Source organism: Curtobacterium sp. APC 4022, from assembly GCF_030407555.1.
GTDB lineage: Bacteria > Actinomycetota > Actinomycetes > Actinomycetales > Microbacteriaceae > Curtobacterium.
Window position 1 is genome coordinate 1 of the sequence record NZ_JASDDD010000046.1, and the last position, 21138, is coordinate 21138.

Annotated in this window: 23 protein-coding genes; 13 read left to right on the plus strand and 10 right to left on the minus strand. The window is 72.7% G+C overall.

Going from position 1 to position 21138, the window contains the following annotated elements; translation table 11 throughout:
- Positions 1 to 223 precede the first annotated feature (223 nt).
- A complete protein-coding gene (locus QL987_RS13210) occupies positions 224 to 499 on the plus strand; it encodes a hypothetical protein (RefSeq protein WP_253465996.1) in 276 nt (91 codons plus the stop codon).
- Between the two features lie 57 nt (positions 500 to 556).
- On the opposite strand, the gene QL987_RS13215 is transcribed toward QL987_RS13210, so the two are convergent.
- A complete protein-coding gene (locus tag QL987_RS13215) occupies positions 557 to 970 on the minus strand; it encodes an NUDIX domain-containing protein (protein WP_290158054.1) in 414 nt (137 codons plus the stop codon).
- Between the two features lie 29 nt (positions 971 to 999).
- The gene (locus QL987_RS13220) at positions 1000 to 2295 is read right to left on the minus strand and encodes a glutamyl-tRNA reductase (RefSeq protein ID WP_290158055.1); all 1296 of its coding nucleotides are present in this window, start codon (positions 2293 to 2295) and stop codon (positions 1000 to 1002) included.
- A gap of 74 nt (positions 2296 to 2369) precedes the next feature.
- Between QL987_RS13220 and hemE the strand changes: the two genes are divergently transcribed.
- The 11 genes from hemE (at position 2370) to hemL (ending at position 12422) form a co-directional block, all read left to right on the plus strand.
- Positions 2370 to 3500, plus strand: coding sequence for a uroporphyrinogen decarboxylase (hemE, locus tag QL987_RS13225; protein WP_290158056.1), 1131 nt, complete (start codon positions 2370 to 2372; stop codon positions 3498 to 3500).
- Entirely contained in the window at positions 3497 to 4849 is a 1353-nt protein-coding gene (locus QL987_RS13230) for an FAD-dependent oxidoreductase (protein ID WP_290158057.1), read from the plus strand. Before hemE ends, QL987_RS13230 begins: the two co-directional genes overlap by 4 nt.
- A 117-nt stretch (positions 4850 to 4966) precedes the next feature.
- Entirely contained in the window at positions 4967 to 5233 is a 267-nt protein-coding gene (locus QL987_RS13235) for a hypothetical protein (protein WP_111075384.1), read from the plus strand.
- Positions 5230 to 5688 carry a phage holin family protein gene (locus QL987_RS13240; RefSeq protein WP_111075385.1) on the plus strand — a complete coding sequence of 153 codons (459 nt, stop codon included), beginning with the start codon at positions 5230 to 5232 and terminating at the stop codon, positions 5686 to 5688. Before QL987_RS13235 ends, QL987_RS13240 begins: the two co-directional genes overlap by 4 nt.
- 50 nt (positions 5689 to 5738) lie before the next feature.
- Complete coding sequence (locus tag QL987_RS13245; RefSeq protein WP_239539903.1) at positions 5739 to 5978, plus strand: DUF3618 domain-containing protein; 240 nt, start codon at positions 5739 to 5741, stop codon at positions 5976 to 5978.
- A gap of 141 nt (positions 5979 to 6119) precedes the next feature.
- On the plus strand, positions 6120 to 6890 hold the full coding sequence (gene hemQ, locus QL987_RS13250; protein ID WP_290158058.1) for a hydrogen peroxide-dependent heme synthase: 771 nt from the start codon (positions 6120 to 6122) through the stop codon (positions 6888 to 6890).
- Positions 6887 to 8122 (plus strand): ferrochelatase, encoded by a 1236-nt coding sequence (locus QL987_RS13255; RefSeq protein WP_290158059.1) that lies wholly within the window; start codon positions 6887 to 6889, stop codon positions 8120 to 8122. The genes hemQ and QL987_RS13255 overlap by 4 nt, the downstream gene beginning before the upstream one ends.
- Positions 8123 to 8151: 29 nt before the next feature.
- Positions 8152 to 9198, plus strand: coding sequence for a hydroxymethylbilane synthase (gene hemC, locus QL987_RS13260; RefSeq protein ID WP_290158060.1), 1047 nt, complete (start codon positions 8152 to 8154; stop codon positions 9196 to 9198).
- 91 nt (positions 9199 to 9289) lie between these two features.
- Complete coding sequence (locus QL987_RS13265) at positions 9290 to 10039, plus strand: uroporphyrinogen-III synthase (protein ID WP_290158061.1); 750 nt, start codon at positions 9290 to 9292, stop codon at positions 10037 to 10039.
- A complete protein-coding gene (gene hemB, locus QL987_RS13270) occupies positions 10036 to 11091 on the plus strand; it encodes a porphobilinogen synthase (protein WP_258376735.1) in 1056 nt (351 codons plus the stop codon). The genes QL987_RS13265 and hemB overlap by 4 nt, the downstream gene beginning before the upstream one ends.
- Entirely contained in the window at positions 11088 to 12422 is a 1335-nt protein-coding gene (hemL, locus tag QL987_RS13275; RefSeq protein ID WP_111075389.1) for a glutamate-1-semialdehyde 2,1-aminomutase, read from the plus strand. Before hemB ends, hemL begins: the two co-directional genes overlap by 4 nt.
- Positions 12423 to 12530: 108 nt before the next feature.
- On the opposite strand, the gene QL987_RS13280 is transcribed toward hemL, so the two are convergent.
- From QL987_RS13280 to QL987_RS13295, 4 genes are all read right to left on the minus strand, one after another.
- Complete coding sequence (locus QL987_RS13280) at positions 12531 to 13316, minus strand: ATP-binding cassette domain-containing protein (RefSeq protein ID WP_290158062.1); 786 nt, start codon at positions 13314 to 13316, stop codon at positions 12531 to 12533.
- A 38-nt stretch (positions 13317 to 13354) separates the two neighbouring features.
- A complete protein-coding gene (locus tag QL987_RS13285; protein WP_290158063.1) occupies positions 13355 to 14023 on the minus strand; it encodes a GntR family transcriptional regulator in 669 nt (222 codons plus the stop codon).
- A gap of 87 nt (positions 14024 to 14110) precedes the next feature.
- Complete coding sequence (locus QL987_RS13290; RefSeq protein WP_290158064.1) at positions 14111 to 15088, minus strand: MDR family oxidoreductase; 978 nt, start codon at positions 15086 to 15088, stop codon at positions 14111 to 14113.
- 153 nt (positions 15089 to 15241) lie between these two features.
- A complete protein-coding gene (locus tag QL987_RS13295) occupies positions 15242 to 16270 on the minus strand; it encodes a 6-phosphofructokinase (RefSeq protein WP_111075393.1) in 1029 nt (342 codons plus the stop codon).
- 72 nt (positions 16271 to 16342) lie between these two features.
- Here QL987_RS13295 and QL987_RS13300 point away from each other — a divergent pair, with 72 nt between their 5' ends.
- Positions 16343 to 17317 (plus strand): DNA-3-methyladenine glycosylase 2 family protein, encoded by a 975-nt coding sequence (locus QL987_RS13300; protein ID WP_290158065.1) that lies wholly within the window; start codon positions 16343 to 16345, stop codon positions 17315 to 17317.
- A 2-nt stretch (positions 17318 to 17319) separates the two neighbouring features.
- Here the strand turns inward: QL987_RS13300 and QL987_RS13305 are convergent, their stop codons facing one another.
- The 4 genes from QL987_RS13305 to QL987_RS13320 are packed head-to-tail and all read right to left on the minus strand — an operon-like array spanning position 17320 to position 21097.
- The gene (locus tag QL987_RS13305; RefSeq protein WP_290158066.1) at positions 17320 to 18183 is read right to left on the minus strand and encodes an NAD-dependent epimerase/dehydratase family protein; all 864 of its coding nucleotides are present in this window, start codon (positions 18181 to 18183) and stop codon (positions 17320 to 17322) included.
- Positions 18184 to 18207: 24 nt separating this feature from the next.
- A complete protein-coding gene (locus tag QL987_RS13310; RefSeq protein ID WP_290158067.1) occupies positions 18208 to 18954 on the minus strand; it encodes an SDR family NAD(P)-dependent oxidoreductase in 747 nt (248 codons plus the stop codon).
- Positions 18954 to 19751, minus strand: coding sequence for an SDR family NAD(P)-dependent oxidoreductase (locus tag QL987_RS13315; RefSeq protein WP_290158068.1), 798 nt, complete (start codon positions 19749 to 19751; stop codon positions 18954 to 18956). The genes QL987_RS13310 and QL987_RS13315 overlap by 1 nt, the downstream gene beginning before the upstream one ends.
- Positions 19748 to 21097, minus strand: a complete 1350-nt coding sequence (locus QL987_RS13320; protein WP_221849076.1) for an MFS transporter — start codon at positions 21095 to 21097, stop codon at positions 19748 to 19750. Before QL987_RS13320 ends, QL987_RS13315 begins: the two co-directional genes overlap by 4 nt.
- Positions 21098 to 21138: the final 41 nt, after the last annotated feature.

Sequence of the window (21138 nt, forward strand, 5' to 3'; positions counted from 1 at the left end):
CCCCCGCCAGACCCACCGTCCCGCCCAGTGCGCGCAGCGGGCGCGATCCGGTCACGTTCCCGGTGATGACTCGACTGCTCTGTCCCATGGGCGCCACACAACCACTTCCATCGTGGAACTGTCTCGCACGTCCTCCCATTGACGCACCACCCGCCAGCGAGTTCGGGCAGGATCGGCATCGTGCACGTCGACGACGACGTGCGGACACGGAAGGCACAGACCGATGGCAGCAGGCAAGCACGAAGCAGCACGCGGCGACGACGAGCGGGCGGACGGCGTGGACGCACGCGCCGGCCAGTTCGTGGACAGCGACATCCCCGGTGAGCACCGCGTCACCGACGACGAGCCGGCCGGCGAGTTCGTGTCGAGCGACATCCCCGGCGAGGCCCGTCCGGAGCCCGACGGCGAGTCGGGCGAGTACGTCGAGTCGGACATCCCCGGCGAGCCCCAGCCGGCCGGACCGGAGGAGACCGGGCACTACACCGACCGCGACCAGTAGCGGCCGGTCACCGGCGACCCAGCCGCCGGTCGGCCACCCGGTCACCCCGCCCGTCGGTCAGTCGACGAGTCCCGCCTGCGTCAGCAGGCGGAGGGTCTCGACCCCGGCCGGCGGGCAGCGTCCGGCGTCGTCGGAGGTGACCCACTCCACCTCGTCCACCTCTGCGGAGGCGACGGGCGTGGCGGAGTCCAGCGTGCCTCCCGGCCGTGCCAGGAAGAGCGTCATCGCGACGATCGTTCCGGGCGCCTGCCCGTGGGCGGGTTCGGTGACGACGGCGAACTCGTCGACGTCGTCGGCGGTGAGCCGCAGGCCGGTCTCCTCGTACGCCTCGCGGACGGCGGCGTCGACGGCGGACTCGCCGGGTTCGACCTTGCCGCCGGGCAGGTACAGGACGTCGCGCCCGCGGGCGCGCACCATCAGGACGCGGCGGTCGCGGACCAGCAGGAGCGCGCTGACGTCCAGGACGGGCACGGCCGGGAGGCCCGCCCCACCCGAGCCGGTCAGCTCGCGTCCGCCTCGTCGTCGCGCACGCGCGAGGCCAGCGGCACGACAGCGGACGGCACGTCCGCGACGGGCTCCGGGCGCACCCCGAAGAGGGCGTCCAGCGCCACGGTGAAGTCGTCGCCGCGACCGGCACGGCCGAGTTCCCGGGCCCGCACGGAGGGGCGGTGCAGCAGCACGCCGACCAGGTGCCGGAGCGCCCGTTCGGTCTGCTCCGCGGACTCGGGGGTGGTGTCGCCGCGACGCTTCACACGGTCGATCTCGTCGTCCAGGATGCCGAAGACGTGCTTGCGCAGGGCGACGAGCGCCGGGGTGGTCGACTGCTCGAGGGCCTGGGCACGGAACCGGGAGACGGCGTCGTCGACGATGGCGCGGGCCTCGGTCTCGGCGTTCAGCTCGGCGATGGGCGCGTGGATGCTGATCGTCTCGAGGTCGAGCAGCTCGACGCCCTCGACGTCGGCGGCGTCGGGGTGCACGTTGCGGGGGAGCCCGAGGTCGATGACGATCCGTCGGGCACCGTCGTCGAGGTCGCACGCCTCGACCACCGGGACCTCGCTCGAGGTGCAGGTGATGACGACGTCGCTCGTGCCGATCGCGGTGCGCAGGTCGGTGGCGGCGACCAGGTCGTGCTTGGCGGCGAACCAGGGGGCGCGGCCGGAGGGCGAGAAGACCTGGATCTGCTCGGCACCGCGGTCGCGGAGGGCAGCGATGGTGGTCGCGGCGTAGCTGCCGGTGCCGACGAGCAGCACGCGGGTGGCGGCCCACTCGGTGATCCGCGACGAGGCGAGCTCGAGTCCGAGACGGACGAGCGACCGGCCGGCTGCGCCGATGCGGGTGCGGGTCTTGACCCCGCGTGAGGTGTGCGCTGCCTCTTGGAAGAGGCGTTCGAGCTCCGAGGTGGTGGTGCCGTTGCGGCGGGCGTCCTCGAGGGCCCGTCGGACCTGGCCGGAGATCTCGGTCTCGCCGACGACCACGGACTCGAGCCCGCTCGACACGGCGAAGAGGTGCTGCACGACGTCGCCGCCGCCCAGGACCTGCACGGAGTCGAGGACCTCGTCCGCCTGCAGCTCACTCGCTGCCGACACGGCCTCGACCGTGGCGCGGACGGCGGCCTCGTCATCACCGGCGATGTCGAGGTAGGCCTCGAACCGGTTGCACGTGGCGAGGACCACGGCGCCGTCCAGGACGTCCGAGTCCGTGACGAGGTGGCTGGCCGCCGCGGGTGCTCCGATGCTCAGACGCTCCAGGAGGTCGAAGCTGGCGTTGCGATGCGACGCCGTGAGACAGATGAGCACGTCTTCAATCGTAACCCCGTCGTCCCGAGTGCCAGATCGGAGATCCGCCCTGTTCGCGGTGGGAGAATCACCGGGTGACCGACGCGCTCCCGACCACCCATCCGCTCGCCGACGGCCGCACCGCGGGCTCGCGGCTCGTCCGGGCCCTCCGGGGCGACCGCCCGGAGACGCTGCCGGTCTGGTTCATGCGCCAGGCGGGCCGTTCGCTGCCCGAGTACCGCGACCTCCGGGTCGGCACGGCCATGCTCGACGCGTGCCTCGACCCGGCCCTGGCGTCGGAGATCACCCTGCAGCCGGTGCGCCGGCACGGGGTCGACGCCGGCATCTTCTTCAGCGACATCGTCGTGCCGATCAAGCTCGCGGGCGTGGACGTCGAGATCGTCCCCGGTCGTGGCCCCGTCCTCGGTTCCCCGGTCCGGACCGCCTCCGACGTCGACGCCCTCGGTCGCCTCGAGCCGGAGGCCCTGGCACCGATCTCCGAGGCCGTCGCCCGCACGGTCGCCGAGCTGGGCAGCACGCCGCTCATCGGCTTCGCCGGTGCCCCCTTCACCCTGGCCGCCTACCTGGTCGAGGGTGGCCCGTCGAAGGACCACATCCGCGCCCGCACGATGATGCACGCCGACCCGGAGACCTGGTCGCGCCTGCTGGACTGGGCCGCCGACGTGTCGGGGGCGTTCCTCCGGGCCCAGGTGCTCGCCGGTGCCTCGGCCGCGCAGCTCTTCGACTCGTGGGTCGGTTCCCTGTCGCGGGCGGACTACGTCGAGCGGGTCGCACCGCACTCGGCGACCGCGCTGTCCCACGTCGCCGACCTCGGCGTCCCGCGCATCCACTTCGGTGTCGGCAGCGGCGAGGTCCTGGCCGACATGGCGACCGTCGGCGGCCACGCCGACGCGGTCGACGCGGTCGGCGTGGACTGGCGCCTGCCGCTCGACGAGGCCGTGCGGCGCGTCGGCACGGGCGTCACCGTGCAGGGCAACATCGACCCGGCGATGCTCGCGGCCCCGTGGGAGGTCCTCGAAGCCCACGTCCGCGCGGTCGTCCGGCGCGGTGGGGTGGCCCGGGCGCACGTCGTGAACCTCGGCCACGGGGTGCCGCCGGAGACCGACCCGGACGTCCTGACCCGCGTCGTCGAACTCGTGCACTCGCTCGGCGACGGCACCGACGGCACCGACGGCACCGACGGGGCCCGGAGCGCCGCGGCATGACCGACGTCGTCGTGGTCGGTGGCGGAGTCGCCGGGCTCGTCGCCGCGCGGGACCTGGCGAAGGGCGGCGCACACGTCGTGCTGCTCGAGGCATCCGGGGAGCTCGGCGGCATGATCCGCCGGCACACCGTCGCCGGGCTCGACCTCGACATGGCCGCGGACTCCTTCGCCACCCGGACGGACGCCGTGTCCTCGCTGGCGATCGAACTCGGACTGGGCAACGACATCGTCTCGCCGGACCCGCGCGGTGCGTGGCTGATGACCCGCGACGGCCGGACCGCCCCGATCCCCTCGACCGGACTGCTCGGGATCCCGGGCACCCCGATGGCCGCGGACGTCATCGCCGTCGTCGGCGGCCCGGCGGCGCTGCGTGCCCAGATGGACGCGCTGCTGCCCTCGCCGGTCGGTGCGCGGGCGACGTCCCTCGGCATGCTGGTCCGGCGGCGGATGGGCGCGAAGGTCCTCGACGACCTGGTCGTTCCGATCGTCGCCGGCGTGCACTCCACCCACCCCGACGACCTGGACCCGGACCGGGTCGCCCCCGGGCTGCGTGCGGCACTGCAGCGCGAGGGCTCGCTCGCCCGTGCGGTGCTCGCGCTCCGGAAGCGTGCCGTCGCGGGTTCCGCCGTGCAGGGCCTCCGTGGCGGCATCGCCCGCCTGGTCGACGAACTCGTCGCCGACCTCGACACGTACCGCGTCGACGTCCGGCTGCACACCCGGGCGACGCGCGTCGAACGGGCCGCGGTCGAGACCACCTCCGCCGACGGCCGGACCGAACGACTGGCCGCGGACCACGTCCTCGCCACGGTCGCCGACCCCGCCCGGACGGCAGCGCCCCGGCGGTCCGGCATCGAGCTGCTCACGCTGGTGGTCGACCGGCCGGAGCTGGACGACGCCCCCCGCGGGACCGGCATGCTCGTGCACCCGGCGGCAGCGGGCGTCGCCGCGAAGGCGCTGACGCACGCGACCGTCAAGTGGCCGTGGCTGGCCGAGCGTGCGGCCGGGAGGCACGTCCTCCGTCTCAGCTACGCCCTGCCCCCGGCAGGTGCGGGCCAGGCGACCGGCGCTGCCGACGCGACGGGTGCGGACCCGGTCGGCACGAGCCTCCCGGTCGACCCCACCGGACCGGTGAGCACGCGCGCCACCACCGACGCGTCCGCCCTGCTCGGCCTCCGCGTCGGACCGGAGCACGTGGTCGGCGCCGCACGCGTGCTCTGGCACGGACCGGACGCCGAGGCGGCCGGACTGGCCGAGGGCGTCGTCGGCATCGGCGAGGCGTCGTCGGGCCGGGGCCTCTCCGGCATCGTGACCGGCGCCCGCACCGCGGCTGAGCGCATCCTGGATTCCTGAGCGGACCGCCGACCCGCCGAGGGCTACTGTTGGGGGAACCGTCGGACACATGCCGATCGGTGCATGACCCCGCAACGGTGCATCACCAAGCACACTGACCCAACGGAGGAAACGCTCATGCGTGGAAAGCTCCTGTTCGTCGCCGGCGCAGCACTCGGGTACGTCCTGGGATCGCGAGCCGGACGGGCGCGGTACGAGCAGATCAAGTCGGTCAGCGGCAAGGTCTGGAACAGCAACGGCGTGCAGAAGAGCGTGCACGACGTCGAGGGCTTCGTGCAGGACCGCACGCCCGACGTCGCCGACTTCATCGGTGAGCAGACCAAGAAGGTCGTCCGCAAGGTGAGCTCGAAGGCGTCGTCCAACAAGGGCTCGCAGATCTCATGACCGACACACGCGACCGGAAGTCGCGGTCGCTGTTCGGCCTCGTCAAGGACCTGCCCGACCTCGTCAAGGACCTGGTGAAGGGCGAGATCTCGCTCCTCAAGGCCGAGATGATCGGCAAGGCGAAGGTCTTCGGCATCGCCGCGGGCATCCTCGTCGCCGCCCTCGTCGTCGTGCTGTACGCGATCGGCGTGCTCCTCACCGCAGCGGTGATGGGCCTCGCCACCGTGATGCCGGCATGGCTGGCGGCGCTGCTGCTCGGCGTGCTGATGCTCATCGTCGCGGGGATCCTGGGTCTCGTGGGCTGGAAGCGCCTGAAGAAGGGCCTGCCGATCACGCCGAAGCGCACGATCGCCAGCGTCAAGAACGACGTCAACGCCGTCAAGGGCCTCGGCAAGAAGCCGACCCCCGAGACGCAGCGTGGCTCCCGCAAGCCCGACGTCGACGGCCGGTTCTGACCCCGTCGTCCTCTGACCCCCGTCATCCCCACGACCCCACCGGAGGACCAGTGACCGACCCCAAGGACGAGCACGGCGACATCGCCGACCGCGTCGCCGCCACCCGTGCCCAGCTCTTCGACACCCTCGACGCGATCGAGGACAAGCTCAACGTCCCGAAGCAGCTCGGCATCGCGGCGTCGAAGGTCAAGCGTGGCGTGGACGAGAACCCGGTGCCGTACCTGGCCGGGCTCGCAGCGGGAGTGGCAGTGGTCGGGGGTATCGTCGTAGCGGCGCTCCGACGACGGTGAACCACAGGCGGCGAGCCACCGCGAGCCACTGTGGAACGCAGCCCCGGACGCCCGCTCGGCGACGGGGACGGGCGACCCACACCCCTGGCAACCGTGCCGCTGGCGATCGTGCTCGCGGCCACCGTGGAGGACGACCGATCCATGAGCACTGACGTGCCCACACCAGCAGGAACCGCCGCCGCGCACAGCGCCGCGGCACACACCGACGCAGCGCACGAGACGGATCCCGCTTCCGGGATCGACCCGAACCTGCTCACCGCCTACGCGCTCTGGGCGGTGTTCCGCCGTCCGGTCGGCGCGGTCGCCCGTGGCGGTGACGACTCGGTCGCCGAACTCGACGCGGTCGTCGCGGCCGGTGCCGAGCGCGGTGTCACCATCCGTGGCTTCTACGACGTCTCCGGCTTCCGCGCCGACGCCGACGTCATGATCTGGCTGCACGGCGACGACGCGCAGGCGATCCAGGCGGTGCTGCGGGGCATCCGTCGCACGGCGCTGTTCCAGGACGCCGAACCGGTCTGGCACGCGATGGCCATGCATCGCGAAGCCGAGTTCAACAAGCGGCACACGCCGGCGTTCCTGCGCGGCAAGGACCCCGAGGCCTGGATCACGGTCTACCCGTTCGTCCGGTCCTACGAGTGGTACCTGCTGCCCGAGGACGAGCGGTCGAAGATGCTCCGCGACCACGGTGTCGCCGGCGCCAAGTACCGCCGCGTGCTCACCAACACCATCGCCTCCTTCGCCCTCGGTGACTACGAGTGGATCCTGCCGCTCGAGAGCCCCGACCTGGTCGACCTCGTCGACCTGATGCGCGACCTCCGCTACACCGAGGCCCGCATGCACGTCCGCGAAGAAGTGCCCTTCTACACGGGTCGTCGCGTGACGACCGCCGAACTCCCGGAGGTGCTGTCATGACCGACACCAGCATGATCACGAACGGACAGACCGTCCTCGCCGCCACCCCCGCGGCGGCGTCCGGCCCGGAGCACGTCGAGGAGCCGACCGCGTACGACGCGATCCTGCTCGCCGGCTTCGGCGGACCGGAGGGCCAGGACGACGTCATCCCGTTCCTCCGCAACGTCACCCGCGGCCGCGGGATCCCGGACGAGCGCCTCGAAGAGGTCGCGCACCACTACCGGCACTTCGGCGGCGTCAGCCCGATCAACGCGCAGAACCGTGCGCTCAAGGCCGCGCTCGAGACCGAGCTCGCGTCCCGTGGCATCGACATGCCCGTCCTCTGGGGCAACCGCAACTGGGAGCCCTACCTCGAAGAGGCGTTCACAGAGGCGGCCGACAAGGGCTACACGAAGCTCGTCGCGATCGCCACGAGCGCGTACTCGTCGTTCTCCAGCTGCCGTCAGTACCGCGAGGACTACGCCCGTGTGCTGAACGAGACCGGCCTGATCGACACCATCCAGATCGACAAGATCCGGCAGTTCTTCGACCACCCCGGCTTCATCCGGCCGTTCATCGACGGTGTCCGCGACGGCATGGCCCGGGCGATCGCCGAGAACGACGGCCTCGACGTCGCGACCGAGCTGCAGGTGCTTTTCTCCACGCACTCGATCCCCTCGACCGACGCCGCCCGGTCCGGCCCCGACTTCCGCGGGTTCGACGAGCACGGCGCGTACGAGGCCCAGCACCTGGCCGTCGGCGAGGTCGTCCTCGACCAGGCGTGGGCGGAGCTCCTCGAGCAGCCCGAGCACGCGCACCTGCAGGGCACGTCGAAGCCCGCCTGGAAGCTCGTCTACCAGTCGCGCTCCGGCCCCCCGACGCAGCCGTGGCTCGAGCCGGACATCAACGACTACATGAACGAGGACCTCAAGGGCGGCCCGACCCGCGCCGTCCTCATCGTGCCGCTCGGCTTCGTGAGCGACCACATGGAGGTCATGTGGGACCTCGACGAGGAAGCCACCGAGACCGCCGGTGAGCTCGGCTACTGGTCGCTCCGCACGCAGACCCCCGGCATCGACCCCGCCTACGTCTCCGGACTCGTCGACCTCGTGCTCGAGCGGGTCAACGGCACCCCGAAGGCCGAGCGTCCGCACATGACCGACATCGGCCCCTGGTACGACGTGTGCCGCCCGGGCTGCTGCGAGAACGTGCGAGCGGGGTTCAAGCCCGCCGCCGCCGGCGTCGCTCCGTGACCGACGGCTCCACATCGAAGGACCCAGCAGTGCAGGACCCCGCAACACCGAAGACCCCGGGTGACAAGCCCGCGATCCGGCTCGGCACCCGTGCCAGCCGGCTCGCGGTCGCCCAGTCGCAGGACATCGCCGACCGGCTCGCCAAGGCGTCCGGTCGGCCGGTGGAACTCGTCACCGTGACCAGCGAGGGCGACACGAACCGTGCCTCCCTGGCGTCCCTCGGCGGCACCGGTGTCTTCGCGTCGGCCCTCCGTGAAGCCCTCGTGGCGCACGAGGTCGACGTCCTCGTGCACTCCCTCAAGGACCTGCCGACCGCGCCGTACCCGGGCCTGACCATCGGGGCCGTGCCGAAGCGTGCCGACGCCCGTGACGTCCTGGTGGCCCGGAACGGTGCGACGGTCGAGACCCTGCCCGAGGGCGCGACGGTCGGGACGGGTTCGCCCCGCCGGGCCGCGCAGCTCCGTGCCGATCGGCCCGACCTGGACGTCGTGGACATCCGCGGCAACATCGACACCCGGCTCGCACGGGTCGAGGACGACCTCGACGCCATCGTGCTCGCGGCCGCCGGGCTCGGCCGCATCGGTCGGCTCGACGCCGCGACCGAGCTGCTCGACCTGGGCTTCTGGCCGAGTGCTCCCGGACAGGGTGCCCTGGCCGTCGAGATCCGGGCGGACGAGGACGACCGGAACCTGCTCGCCGCCCTGCGGAAGATCGAGCACGCCCCGACCCGCCTCACCGTCACGGCGGAGCGCGAGGTCCTGGCGAAGCTCGAGGCCGGCTGCTCCGCGCCGATCGGGGCGACGGCCGTCATCGACGCCGAGATGCTCCTGGTGTCCGCGACCGTGTACAGCCCGGACGGGTCCGAGTACCGCACGGCCTCGCACGCGGCGATGCTCGACGGCTCCGCGCAGGACCGGCTCGACGAAGCGCTGTCGGTCGCCGGCCGGGTCGCCGACGAGCTCCTCGAGAACGGTGCCGCCGAACTCGCCGACCTGCCTGCGACGAGCGGCCCCGGCACGGACGAACCGGACACCGGGCACACCGCCGGCCCCGGGCTGGCGAGCCCGGCCGAGTAGGGCGGGCACCACGGACGACACCCGGAGCCCCACGGACACCGCTGCCTCGGACACCGCTGCCACGGACACCGCTGCCACTGGCCGCGCTGTCGTGCTGGTGCCGCGTGGCGGTGGCTGGGGTGCCCGGGTCGCCGAGTCCGCTCGGGCGCGGGGGCTCGAGCCCGTGGTGGTGCCGCTCATCACGGACGAGCCACCCGCGGACACCGGCCCCCTCGACGCGGCGATCGCGCAGCTCCGTGCGGCAGCCGCGGCCGCGACCGGAAGCGGCACGGGCCCCTGGCTCGTGGTGACCAGTGCGACCACCGTGCGCGTGCTCGTGGGACGCATGGCGGGCCTCCCGTCCGGCGTCCGCGTCGCCGCCGTCGGCACCGCGACCGCACGCGCTGCCCGCGCGGCCGGCTGGCCCGTCGACCTGGTGCCGGACGACGCCTCGGCCGCGGGCCTCGTTGCCGCCCTGCCGGACACCGACGGACTGGTCGTGCACCCGCGCTCCGACCTCGCCGCCCCGACCCTGGTCGACGGCCTGCGGGAGCGGGACATCCTGGTGGTCGACGTGGTCGCGTACCGTACCGTGGGCACCGGCGACGGGCCGATCACCCTCGACGCGGCGCCGGACGTCGTCCTCGTGACGAGCGGCAGCGTCGCCCGCGAAGTCGCCCGCCGCCTCACCCCACTGGACCCGCGGACCCGGATCGCTTGCATCGGCCCGGGCACCGCCACCGAGACCCGCGAAGCCGGACTGCCCGTGCACGTCGTCGCGGCCGAGCGGTCCGCCGAATCCCTGCTCGACGCCGTCGTCGAGACCCTCACCCCACACCCCGAACAGGAAGGTCACTCGTGACTGGACGCTTCCCCCAGGTCCGCCCCCGACGTCTCCGGGCCACCCCCGCGATGCGTCGACTCGTCGCCGAGACCCGGCTCCACCCCGCCGAGCTCGTGCTGCCGATGTTCATCCGCGAAGGCGCCACCGACGCCATCGACATCACGAGCATGCCCGGGGTCCAGCAGCACTCCCTCGACTCGTTCCGCCGCGCGCTCAACGAGGCCGCGTCGGTCGGGATCGGCGGCGTGAACCTGTTCGGGGTGCCTGAGCACAAGGACGCCGTCGGGTCCGGCGCGACCGACCCGGACGGCATCCTCAACGTCGCGATCCGGGTGGCGAAGGAAGAGGTCGGGGACGCGCTGGTCGTGCAGTCCGACCTGTGCCTCGACGAGTTCACCGACCACGGCCACTGCGGGGTGCTCGCGAGCGACGGTTCGGTCGACAACGACGCCACCCTCCTGCGGTACCGGGACATGGCGGTCGCGCAGGCCGAGGCCGGCGCCGAACTGGTGTGCATGAGCGGGATGATGGACGGGCAGATCGCCGCCGCCCGCGACGCCCTCGACACCGCCGGCCACTCCGGAACGGCGCTCCTCGCCTACGCCGCGAAGTACGCCTCCGCCTTCTACGGGCCGTTCCGGGAGGCCGTGGCCTCGACCCTGCAGGGCGACCGCCGCACCTACCAGCTCGACTCCGGCAACGGACGTGAAGGGCTGCGCGAGGTCGAGCAGGACATCGAGGAGGGCGCCGACATCGTCATGGTGAAGCCCGCCATGAGCTACCTCGACGTCCTCGCCCGCACCGCTGACACGTCGCCGGTGCCGGTCTGGGCGTACCAGATCTCCGGCGAGTACGCGATGATCACCGCAGCCGCCCAGAACGGCTGGATCGACCGGGACGCCGCGGCGATGGAGGCCCTCATCGGCATCAAGCGCGCCGGCGCCGACGCGATCCTCACCTACTTCGCGGTCGACATCGCCCGCAAGCTCAACGACGAAGCGGGCCTGCGCGCCTCCGGCAGCACCGCGGACGTCGCCGGCATCGCCACGACCGGGAAGGCACCCGAATGACCCCGACGACGACCAACGACCAGCTGTTCGGCCGCGCGAAGAACAGCATCCCGGGCGGCGTGAACTCCCCGGTCCGTGCCTACGGCTCCGTCGGCGGCACCCCGCGGTTCCTCGTCAACGCGAAGGGGGCGTACGTCACCGACGCCGAGGGTCGCGAGTACGTCGACCTCGTCGCGTCGTGGGGTCCCGCGATCCTCGGGCACGCCCACCCCGGCACGGTCGAGGCCGTGCAGCAGGCGGCGGCCCGCGGGCTGTCGTTCGGCGCCTCCACCCCGGGCGAGACCGAGCTGGCCGAGCTCGTGAAGCAGCGGGTGCAGGTCGACGGCGACGGTCCGATCGAGAAGCTCCGCATGGTGTCCACCGGCACCGAGGCGACGATGACCGCGATCCGCCTGGCCCGCGGGTACACCGGCCGCGACCTGCTCGTGAAGTTCGCTGGGCACTACCACGGCCACTCCGACTCGCTGCTGGCCGAGGCCGGCTCGGGTGTCGCGACGCTCGCCCTGCCCGGCAGTGCGGGCATCACCGCCGAGACCGCCGCGCAGACCCTGGTGCTGCCGTACAACGACCTGGACGCCGTCCGCCGCGCGTTCGAGGAGCACTCCGGGCGCATCGCCGCCGTGATCGTCGAGGCCGCCGCCGCGAACATGGGCGTCCTCGCTCCCGACCGCGGCTTCAACCGGGCGCTGTCGCAGATCACCAGCTCGAACGGTGCGCTGCTCATCGTCGACGAGGTCCTCACCGGCTTCCGCGTCGGACCCGCCGGCTGGTGGGGTCTCGAGGCGTCGAACACCGTCCCCGACGGCGCCGGCTGGAAGCCCGACCTGGTCACCTACGGCAAGGTCATCGGCGGCGGCATGCCCCTCGCCGCACTCGGTGGTCGTCGCGAGGTGATGGACTTCCTCGCCCCGCTCGGCCCGGTGTACCAGGCGGGCACGCTGTCCGGGAACCCGCTGGCGGTCGCCGCCGGCATCGCCACGCTCCGTGCCGCCACGGCGGACGTCTACGCGCACCTCGACCGCACCGCCGACGTGGTGTCGCGGGCGACGAGCGAGGCGTTGTCGGCCGAGGGCGTCGCACACACCGTGCAGCACGCCGGCAACCTGTTCTCGTTCGCGTTCACGGACACCCCGCCGCGGAACTACGACGACGTCCGGGCGCAGGACGTCTTCCGGTACGCGCCGTTCTTCCACAGCATGCTCGACTCCGGCATCACGCTGCCGCCGAGTGTGTTCGAGGCGTGGTTCCTCACCGCGGCGCACGACGAGCGTGCGGTGTCGCAGATCCTCGACGCCCTGCCCGCCGCCGCGAAGGCCGCTGCCGCCGCCTGACCCCCGCAACACGCAACGTCGGCGTCGTCACGCAGCGCAATGTCGCTGCGGAACGGCGCCGACGTTGCGTTTCGCGAGACGGACGGGCGGACGGGAGGCGCGGGTCGGCTAGTCCGCGCGGCGTGCGTGCCAGCGCCCACCGCTCCGCTCGACCGCCAGCGGGAAGTCGAACGCCGCCGACACCCGCGCCGAGCTGATGACCTCGTCCGCGCGCCCCTGCGCCACGACGGCCCCGTCCCGCAGCAGCATCGCGTGCGAGGTGGACGCCGGCAGGTCCTCGAGGTGGTGGGTGACCATCACGCTGCCGAGCTCCGGCTGCCGCACCCGCAGCGCGTCGACGGTCTCGAGCAGGTGTTCCCGCGCCGCGACGTCGAGCCCGGTCGCCGGTTCGTCGAGCAGCAGCAGCCGCGGCTCGGCCATCAACGCCCGCGCGATCAGTGCCCGACCCCGTTCACCCTGCGACAGCACCGGCCAGCGGGCGTCCCGGCGGGCGGACAGTCCGACGTCGGCGACGTGCTGCTCAGCACGGGCGACCTGCTCGGCGTTCGGCTCCCACCGCACCATGAGGTCGGTCGTGCCGGTCAGCCCGGTGAGCACGGTCTCCAGGACGGTGAGCGGCGAGAGCATCCGGTGCCGTGGGTCGACGTGGCCGATGTGTTCGCGGAGCTGCCGGACGTCGACCCGACCCAGGCGGTGCCCGAGCAGCTCGACGGTGCCCGCGGAGGGGTGCCCGGTCGCGCCCAGGACGGCCAGCAGCGTCGACTTGCCGGCGCCGTTCGGCCCGAGCAGTGCCCAGTGCTCGCCGGCCCGGACGGTCAGGTCGACGTCGTGCAGCAGGTCGCGGCCGGCGCGGGTGACGCGGAGTCCGGAGGTGCGGAGGAGGGCGTCGGTCATCCCGTCATCCTCGCGCACCCCGGTGGACCCGACGGCAGTCAGGCCTTCGCGGCCCGGGCGGTGGCGAGGTGCTCGGCCATCCCGCGACCGAGTCCACGGACGAGTGCTCCGCCGGCCTCCCCGTCGCGACCCTTCGCGGCGGCGCGGAAGCCGTCGAGGGCCTGTTCGACGTCCCAGAAGACGAACTCGGGCTCGCCGATCCGGACGAACTTCGCCCGGTTCAGCAGCGATTCGCTCGTCTTGAGCAGCAGTTCGTTGCCGGACTTCTGCACCATGAACGCGATCGCGCGGTCGATGTCGTCGTTGAGGGCGCGGTCCTCGGCCTTCGCGTGCGCGCGCATGTCGTCGAGGATGGCGCCGAACGCCTTCACGTCGGCGTCCTCGAAGCGGGGGAAGGACCAGCGCGCGGCGAGTTCACCGAAGCCGAAGAGCATCTGGAAGGCGTCGTCGTAGGCTTCGCGGGTCGGGGAGGCGACGCGGGTGTACCGGTTCGCCTCCATCTCGACCAGGCCGTAGTCGACGAGCTTCGCGATCGCCTCGCGGATCGGGGTGCGACTCACACCCAGCCAGGCGACGAGCTCGTCGTCGTTGAGACGTTCGCCGGCCTGCAGGGTCCCGTCCTGGATGGCCGCGAGCATCTTCTCGAGGACGACGTCCCGGAGGAGCTTGCGCGGCGAGTTCTCGACGGTCGACTTGGGTACCGGCATCCGGGTCTCCTTCAGAAGGTGTTCGGTATTCAAATCCTAACGTGACATTGCGCAAACGGTTGCAAAATCACTGGCGGGAGGCGCGGATCACCGCCGCACGTCGACCACGGTCCGCCCGTGCACCCGTCCGGCGACCACGGCAGCGCCGACCTCGATCGCCTCGGCCAGCCCGACGGTCCGCGACACCGCCCGGAGCAGCGCCGGGTCGAGGTCCGTCCCCAGCCGCGCCCACGCCCGCTGCCGCAGGTCGAGCGGCGCCGCGACCGAGTCGATTCCGAGCAGCGACACCCCGCGCAGGATGAACGGCAGCACCGTCGTCGGCAGCGCGGTGTCCTGCGCCAGCCCGCACGCCGTGACCGCCCCGCCGTACCGCGTCGCCGCGAGGACGTTCGCCAGGGTCGCACCGCCGACGCTGTCCACCGCACCCGCCCAGACCGCCCGCTGCATCGGCTTTCCGGGGTCGGCGAACTGCGCACGGTCGACGACGTCCGTCGCGCCGAGGGCCCGGAGCGAGTCGCCGTTCTCCGGCCGACCGGTCGACGCCGTCACCCGGTACCCACGAGCCGCGAGCAGGGCGATCGCCACCGTGCCGACCCCGCCCGAGGCCCCGGTCACCAGGACCGGTCCGTCCTCGGGCGCGACCACCCGCTCAAGCGCCAGGACGCTGAGCATCGCCGTGAAGCCTGCCGTGCCGATCGCTGCCGCCAGGTCGTCGTCGATGCCGTCCGGCAGCGCGACGAGCGAGTCCACCGGGACCACGCACTGCTCCGCCCAGCCGCCGTGTCGCGTCTCGCCCGCGCCCGCGCCGGTGAGGACCACGCGCTCGCCGACTGCCACGTCCTGCACGTCCGAGCCGACCGCGACGACGGTGCCCACCACGTCGATGCCCGGCACGAGCGGATCGGCCCGCACCACGCCGGGGTCGCCGGCGACGGCCAGGCCGTCCTTGTAGTTGACGCTCGACCTCGTGACGGTGACCAGGGCCTCCCGGGCGCCGGGAGCGGGCAGGTCGACGTCGGTGACGACGGGGGCGGCGGAACGGGACACGAGGACGGCGCGGGTCATGCGCGCGACGCTACCCCGGGCCTCCGGGTCGGGTGCGGGCCTGATGCGTGCCCGACGGTTCGCGCTCAGCGACACCGTTCGCGCCCGCTCGCACGAACGGTGTCGCTGAGCGCGAAACGCGCCCGCGTGCCGCCGCCCGCGGGCCGCCCGCGATCAGCCGAACATGATGGCGGCCTCGTCGTACCGGTCCTGCGGCACGGTCTTCAGCTCGCCGAGCGCGTCCGCGAACGAGACGTGCACGATCTCGGTCCCCTTCAGGGCGACCATCCGGCCCCAGCGCTCCTCGACGACCGCGTCGATCGCGGCCAGCCCGAGCCGGGTGGACAGCACCCGGTCGTACGCCGTCGGGGTGCCACCGCGCTGGATGTGGCCCAGCGTGGTCGCACGCGTCTCGATGCCGGTCATCTCCTCGATGAGCGGGGCGAGGCGCTCGCCGATGCCACCCAGGCGCGGCCGGCCGAACGCGTCCAGGCCGCGCTCGGTGTGGGCGGTGTCCTCGTGGTCGGGGACGAAGCCCTCGGCGACCACGACCAGGGGTGCGCGTCCGCGGTCGTATGCGGCCTGCACCCACTCGCCGATCTGCGCCAGCGACGTCTTCTGTTCGGGGATGAGGATCGCGTGCGCGCCCGCCGCCATGCCCGAGTGCAGGGCGATCCAACCGACGTGGCGGCCCATCACCTCGGCGACCATGCAGCGGGAATGGGACTCGCCGGTGGTGCGGAGGCGGTCCATCGCCTCGGTCGCGATCGCCACCGCGGTGTCGAACCCGAACGTGTAGTCGGTGGCGCCCAGGTCGTTGTCGACCGTCTTCGGCACGCCGACGATCTGCAGGCCGGCGTCCGTGAGGCGCTTCGCGGCGGCCAGGGTGCCCTCGCCGCCGATCGCGACGACGGCGTCGATGCCGTGCCGCTCCAGCGTCTTCGTGATGTTCTCGACGCCGCCGTTCGGACCCTCGAAGGGGTTCGTCCGGCTGGTGCCGAGGATCGTCCCGCCCTGCTTCGCGATGCCCTGGATGTCCTTGCGGCCGAGCGGCACGATGTCGCCCTCGACCACCCCCCGCCAGCCGTCGCGGAAGCCGACGAACTCGTGGCCGTGGATGGCGATGCCCTTGAGCACGATGGCGCGGATGACCGCGTTGAGGCCGGGGCAGTCGCCGCCGGAGGTGAGGATGCCGATGCGCATGGTGACTCCCGTGGTCGGGTCCGGAGGGACGTGCCCATCATGTCTGACGGCGGTTCCGCTTACCATCCCTGCATGCCCTCCGTCCGTCCCGTCGCCGCCGCTCCGGCGGCCCGTCCCGGCGTCGACGACGGTGCGGGTCGCGTGGACACCGTGTACCGGCCGGGAGGCCCGGTGGACGTGGTCGCGACGCTGCGGCCCCTGTCGCGCGGCTCCGGCGACCCGGCCCACCGGGTGGTCGGCTCCGACGTGTGGCTCGCGCTCCGGACGCCTGATGGGCCCGCATCGGTGCTCGTGCGCCCCGTCGGCGACACCGTCGCGATCAGTGCCTGGGGTGCCGGAGCGTCGTGGGCGGTCGCGCACGGACCGGACCTGGTCGGCCGCGGGGACGACTGGACCGAGCTCGACGTGTCCGCACATGCCTTCCTCGCCCAGGCGCGACACCGTCAGCCGGGGTTACGGCTGCTGCGGACGAACACCGTCGTCGCGATGCTCGTGCCGGCGATCATGGAGCAGAAGGTGACCTCCCGCCAGGCCTGGCGGGCGTGGCGGTACCTCGTGCAGCGCTTCGGCACGCCCGCTCCCGGACCGGCTCCGGCGGGCATGGTCGTCCCGCCGGACGCCGACACCTGGGCGCGGATCCCGAGCTGGGAGTGGCACAAGGCCGGCATCGAGCCCGGACGGTCGGCGACGGTGATGCGCGTCGTGCAGGTCGCGCCGGCGCTCGAGCGGACGCTGACCCTGGGCCGGGGTGGCGAACTCGTCGCGAGCCGGCTGCAGTCGATCCCGGGCGTCGGGCCGTGGACCGCCGCCGAGACGGCGCAACGGGCGCACGGCGATCCGGATTCGCCGAGCGTCGGGGACTACCACGTGCCCGCGCTCGTCGGGTGGGCGCTCACCGGCGGGCCGGTCGACGACGACGGGATGCTCGAGCTGCTCGAACCCTGGCGGGGGCACCGGGAGCGGGTCGTGCGGTTGATCGCGGGCTCGGGCTTCCGGAAGCCGACGTTCGGGCCGCGGATGACGATCCAGGACCACCGGGGCCACTGAGCTCAGGGGTGGTGGGCGCCCTCGCCGGCCAACACCGCGCGGTAGCCCTCTCGGAAGGTCGGGTAGCGGAACGCGAAGCCCGTCGAGCGGAGCAGCGCGTTCGACAGGCGCTTGTCACCACCCGCCTGCCGGTCCGATGCGGGGCCGTGCTCCGGTGTCGGCAGACCGAGTTCGTCGGCGAGGAACCGCAGCACGTCGTCGAGACGGACCGGCTCGTCGTCGGTGCCGAGGTACGTCGGCGCCGGGTCGTCCATCGTCGCGAGGTGCACGATCGCGGCGGCGGCGTCGTCGCGGTGGATGCGGTTCGTGTGCGGGGACGCGGCATCAGCCGGAGCGAGCCGGGCGCTGCCGGAGCGCACCTGGTCGATCAGCCGTTCGCGGCCGGGGCCGTAGATGCCGGACAGGCGGAGGAGCACGGCACCGGCGACCCGTTCGCGGAGCAGTGCCTCGGCCTCGACCAGGACCCTCGCCGTCGGGGTGCCGCCAGCGGCCAGGGTCGCCTCGGTGACCTCGCTGCCGTCGGACACGTCGTACACGGCGGTCGAGGACACGACGACGACCCGCGGGCTCGCCCCCGATCGGTCGATGCCGTCGAGCACGTTCCGCAGGCCGTCGACGTAGGTCGCGCGGTACTCGTCCGGGTCGCGGCTGCCCGCGGCCAGGGCCACGACGACGATCGCGGTGTCGGGGTCGATCTCGGGGACGTCACTCCGGAGGTCGGTGCTCCGGCCCTCGATCGGCGCCGGCAGGAGTCCAGCGCGACGACGGACGCCGACGACGCGGTACCCGAGGTCGGCGAAGCGGAGTGCGGCCTCGGTGCCGAGGTCGCCGCAGCCGGCGATGACGACGGTCTGGTGTGCTGACATCTGTCGACCTTCCCACGGATGCGGTCACGGCATCACATCGCCGGAGTTGGGTCCGAGCGTCTGCCCGGTGTACAGGTCGCCCGCTGGCGAGGAAGCGAGCAGCAGGGCCGTCGGGGCGACCTCGTGCGGGACACCGAACCGCCCGATCGGGAGTTCGGCTGCCTTCTCCGCCCGCCACTGCGGCGTCATCCGGTCGGTCATCGGCGACACGATCGGACCGGGCGCGATCGCGTTGACGAGGACACCCCGCCCGCTCCACTCGATCGCCGCGCTCTTGGTCAGCGCGATGACACCGGCCTTCGCGGCTGCGTAGTGCGCGACCTCGGACCCGCCCTTGATCGCCAGTTGCGAGGCCAGGTTGATGATGCGCCCACCGCCGTCGCGGAGCATCAGGCGACCGACCGCGCGCATCATCAGGAACACGCCGGTGAGGTCGACGGCGACGATCCGGTTCCAGTCGGCCGTGGACAGCTCCTCGAGCGGCGCCTGGGAGAGGACACCGGCGGCGTTCACGAGGACGTCGATGCTGTCGAGTTCTGCGTCGACGGTCGCGACGACGGCCTCGACGTCCGCCTCGTCCGTGACGTCCAGGACGACGGTCAGGACGTCCAGCCGCCGGGCGACCGCTTCGAGGGCATCGACGTCGCGGTCGGCGACGGCGACCTGTGCACCGGCGGCGACGAAGGCCTCGACGATCGCGAGCCCGATGCCGCTCGCGCCGCCGGTGACGAGCGCGGTGGCTCCGTCGAGGTCGAACACGTCGCCGCGCATCAGTCGGCCATCAGGATGGTCATCCCGCCGTCCACGACGAGCTCCTGTCCGGTGACGTACCGCGCCTCACGGCTGAGCAGGAAGCGGATCACGGCCGCCGCCTCCGCCGCGGTCCCGACACGACCCCACGGGATGCGGGCGCCCGCTGCCTGGAGGCCCGCCGCTCCGAGCGAGTTCGTCGCGTCCGTCGACTGCGGTGTCTCGATCAGACCGGGGATGACGGTGTTCACGCGGATCCCGCGCGGCGCCAGTTCGGCGGCGGCGCTCCGGGCCAGCCCGATCACCGCGGCCTTGCACGCGGCGTAGTGGCTGTGCGCGACCCAGCCGTAGACGCCGCCCGCGATCGAGGAGACCGCCACCATCGACCCGCCGGAGCCGAGGTGGCGCGCACCCGCGCGGAGGGTGCGCATCACGCCGTTGAGGTCGACCTGCACCATGTCGTCCCAGGCGGCGTCGGTCATGGTGTCGAGCGGCTGCCGCCGGAGCACGCCGGCGCCGGCGACGACGTGGTCGACACGGCCCCATCGGTCGAGCGCCGCCTGGAACACGGCGTCGACGTCCTCGGTCCGGCGGACGTCGGCGGGGACGGTCAGCGCTCGACCCCCGGCCGCCTCGACGGCTGCGACGACGGCCGAGGGGTCGTGCGGGTCACCGGCGAACACCGGGATGACGATGTCGGCCCTGTGCTCGGCGAGCTGCACCGCGAGTGCTGCGCCGATCCCGCTCGCGGCTCCGGTGATGACGGCGACGCGTCCTGCGAACTCGGAGTACACGGCCTCCGGAGTGGGCGTGCTCAATGCTCGATCACCGCCACGCGCTTGGTCGCGAGCATGATCAGCCCGGAGAGGACCATGCCGCCGGCGCCCACGATGACGGCCGCCGGTCCGAGACCGACGTTGCCGGCGACGAGTGCGGTGAGCACGGCGGACCCGATGATCGATCCCGGCTGGCCCATGGCGGTGACGAACGCGGAACCGGTGGCGCGGCAGCTGGAGTCGAAGCACTCCGCCTGCAGGAACAGCAGGGAGGCGTAGGGGCCGAGCAGGAAGAACAGCGTCAGCATGTACGTGACCAGGACGTACCCGAAGTCGTCCGGGCCGAGGACGAACAGGGTCCAGCACACCCCGGCGAGCAGCCAGCCGCCGACGATGGTGGTCTTGCGGCCGATGACGTCACCGAGCCAACCGTGGAACAGGTACCCGGCGGCGCCGACGACGTTGGAGAGCACGATGATCAGCAGCGACATGCTCGTGTCGACGCCCTTCACGTCCTCGAGCATCGTGGTGCCGAGCACGCTCGTCGTGGTGATGCCGAAGTAGTTCACGATCCACGCGATCGAGAGCACGACGGTGTTGCGGGCGTAGCGCTTGCCGAAGATCGCCCGCAGTGACGGTCGCTCGTCCTCGACGACCCCGAAGCGGGCCGCGATCCGGCTCGCCTCGTCGGCGCGACCGGACTTCCGCAGCTGCCGCAGGTACGTGTTGAGACGGTGCTGCGGGGTCTCCTTGATGCCCTTGCGGAGGAACAGCACGAACAGCGCGGGGACGGTGGCGACGAGGAACGCTATCCGCCACGAGTCGGGTCCGAACAGCCCGTTGATCCCGGCGATGAACGCGGCGGCCAGGAGTGCACCGATCGGCCACCCCGTCTGCACCAGGCTGTAGAAGAAGCCGCGGCGCTTCCGGATGCCCTCGATCTCGGTGAGGGCGAAGACCTCGTTGAGGTAGGTGGAGTTGACCGACTGCTCCGCCATCCCGAACCCGCTCAGCGCGCGGAAGCCGACGAGCGAGGCGACCCCGGTCGAGGCCGCCGTCAGCAGGGACGACAGCGCCGCGCCTCCGATCGTGACCATCATGCCGCGGCGGCGACCGAGCCGGTCGACGAACAGCCCGACCAGGATGACGACGACGAAGACCCCGACGCTGACGAGGGTGTTCGCCAGCAGCGCGGTCTGCTGGTTCCACCCGAAGTCCTCGGCGATCCGGGGCAGGAGCGTGCCGAACATGATGAAGTCGTAGACGGCGAGGGTCCAGGCGAAGAACGCCAGGGTGGCACCGCGTTTGGTCTCGGCGGCGCCGATGGCCGGGAACGTCCCGGTGTCGAGCTGGACGTCCTCCGGCTCGCGGATGGTCGTGGTGGACATGGTCTTCCTCTCGATGCTGCGGTGCTGGCGGATCGGGTGGG

Bases quoted from the DNA above. Each gene is read 5' to 3' on its own strand.
- QL987_RS13210 (WP_253465996.1), top strand. From the start codon at position 224: ATGGCAGCAGGCAAGCACGAAGCAGCACGCGGCGACGACGAGCGGGCG.
- QL987_RS13230 (WP_290158057.1), top strand. From the start codon at position 3,497: ATGACCGACGTCGTCGTGGTCGGTGGCGGAGTCGCCGGGCTCGTCGCC.
- QL987_RS13235 (WP_111075384.1), top strand. From the start codon at position 4,967: ATGCGTGGAAAGCTCCTGTTCGTCGCCGGCGCAGCACTCGGGTACGTC.
- QL987_RS13240 (WP_111075385.1), top strand. From the start codon at position 5,230: ATGACCGACACACGCGACCGGAAGTCGCGGTCGCTGTTCGGCCTCGTC.
- hemQ (WP_290158058.1), top strand. From the start codon at position 6,120: ATGAGCACTGACGTGCCCACACCAGCAGGAACCGCCGCCGCGCACAGC.
- QL987_RS13255 (WP_290158059.1), top strand. From the start codon at position 6,887: ATGACCGACACCAGCATGATCACGAACGGACAGACCGTCCTCGCCGCC.
- hemL (WP_111075389.1), top strand. From the start codon at position 11,088: ATGACCCCGACGACGACCAACGACCAGCTGTTCGGCCGCGCGAAGAAC.
- QL987_RS13280 (WP_290158062.1), bottom strand. From the start codon at position 13,316: ATGACCGACGCCCTCCTCCGCACCTCCGGACTCCGCGTCACCCGCGCC.
- QL987_RS13285 (WP_290158063.1), bottom strand. From the start codon at position 14,023: ATGCCGGTACCCAAGTCGACCGTCGAGAACTCGCCGCGCAAGCTCCTC.
- QL987_RS13290 (WP_290158064.1), bottom strand. From the start codon at position 15,088: ATGACCCGCGCCGTCCTCGTGTCCCGTTCCGCCGCCCCCGTCGTCACC.
- QL987_RS13295 (WP_111075393.1), bottom strand. From the start codon at position 16,270: ATGCGCATCGGCATCCTCACCTCCGGCGGCGACTGCCCCGGCCTCAAC.
- QL987_RS13300 (WP_290158065.1), top strand. From the start codon at position 16,343: ATGCCCTCCGTCCGTCCCGTCGCCGCCGCTCCGGCGGCCCGTCCCGGC.
- QL987_RS13305 (WP_290158066.1), bottom strand. From the start codon at position 18,183: ATGTCAGCACACCAGACCGTCGTCATCGCCGGCTGCGGCGACCTCGGC.
- QL987_RS13310 (WP_290158067.1), bottom strand. From the start codon at position 18,954: ATGCGCGGCGACGTGTTCGACCTCGACGGAGCCACCGCGCTCGTCACC.
- QL987_RS13320 (WP_221849076.1), bottom strand. From the start codon at position 21,097: ATGTCCACCACGACCATCCGCGAGCCGGAGGACGTCCAGCTCGACACC.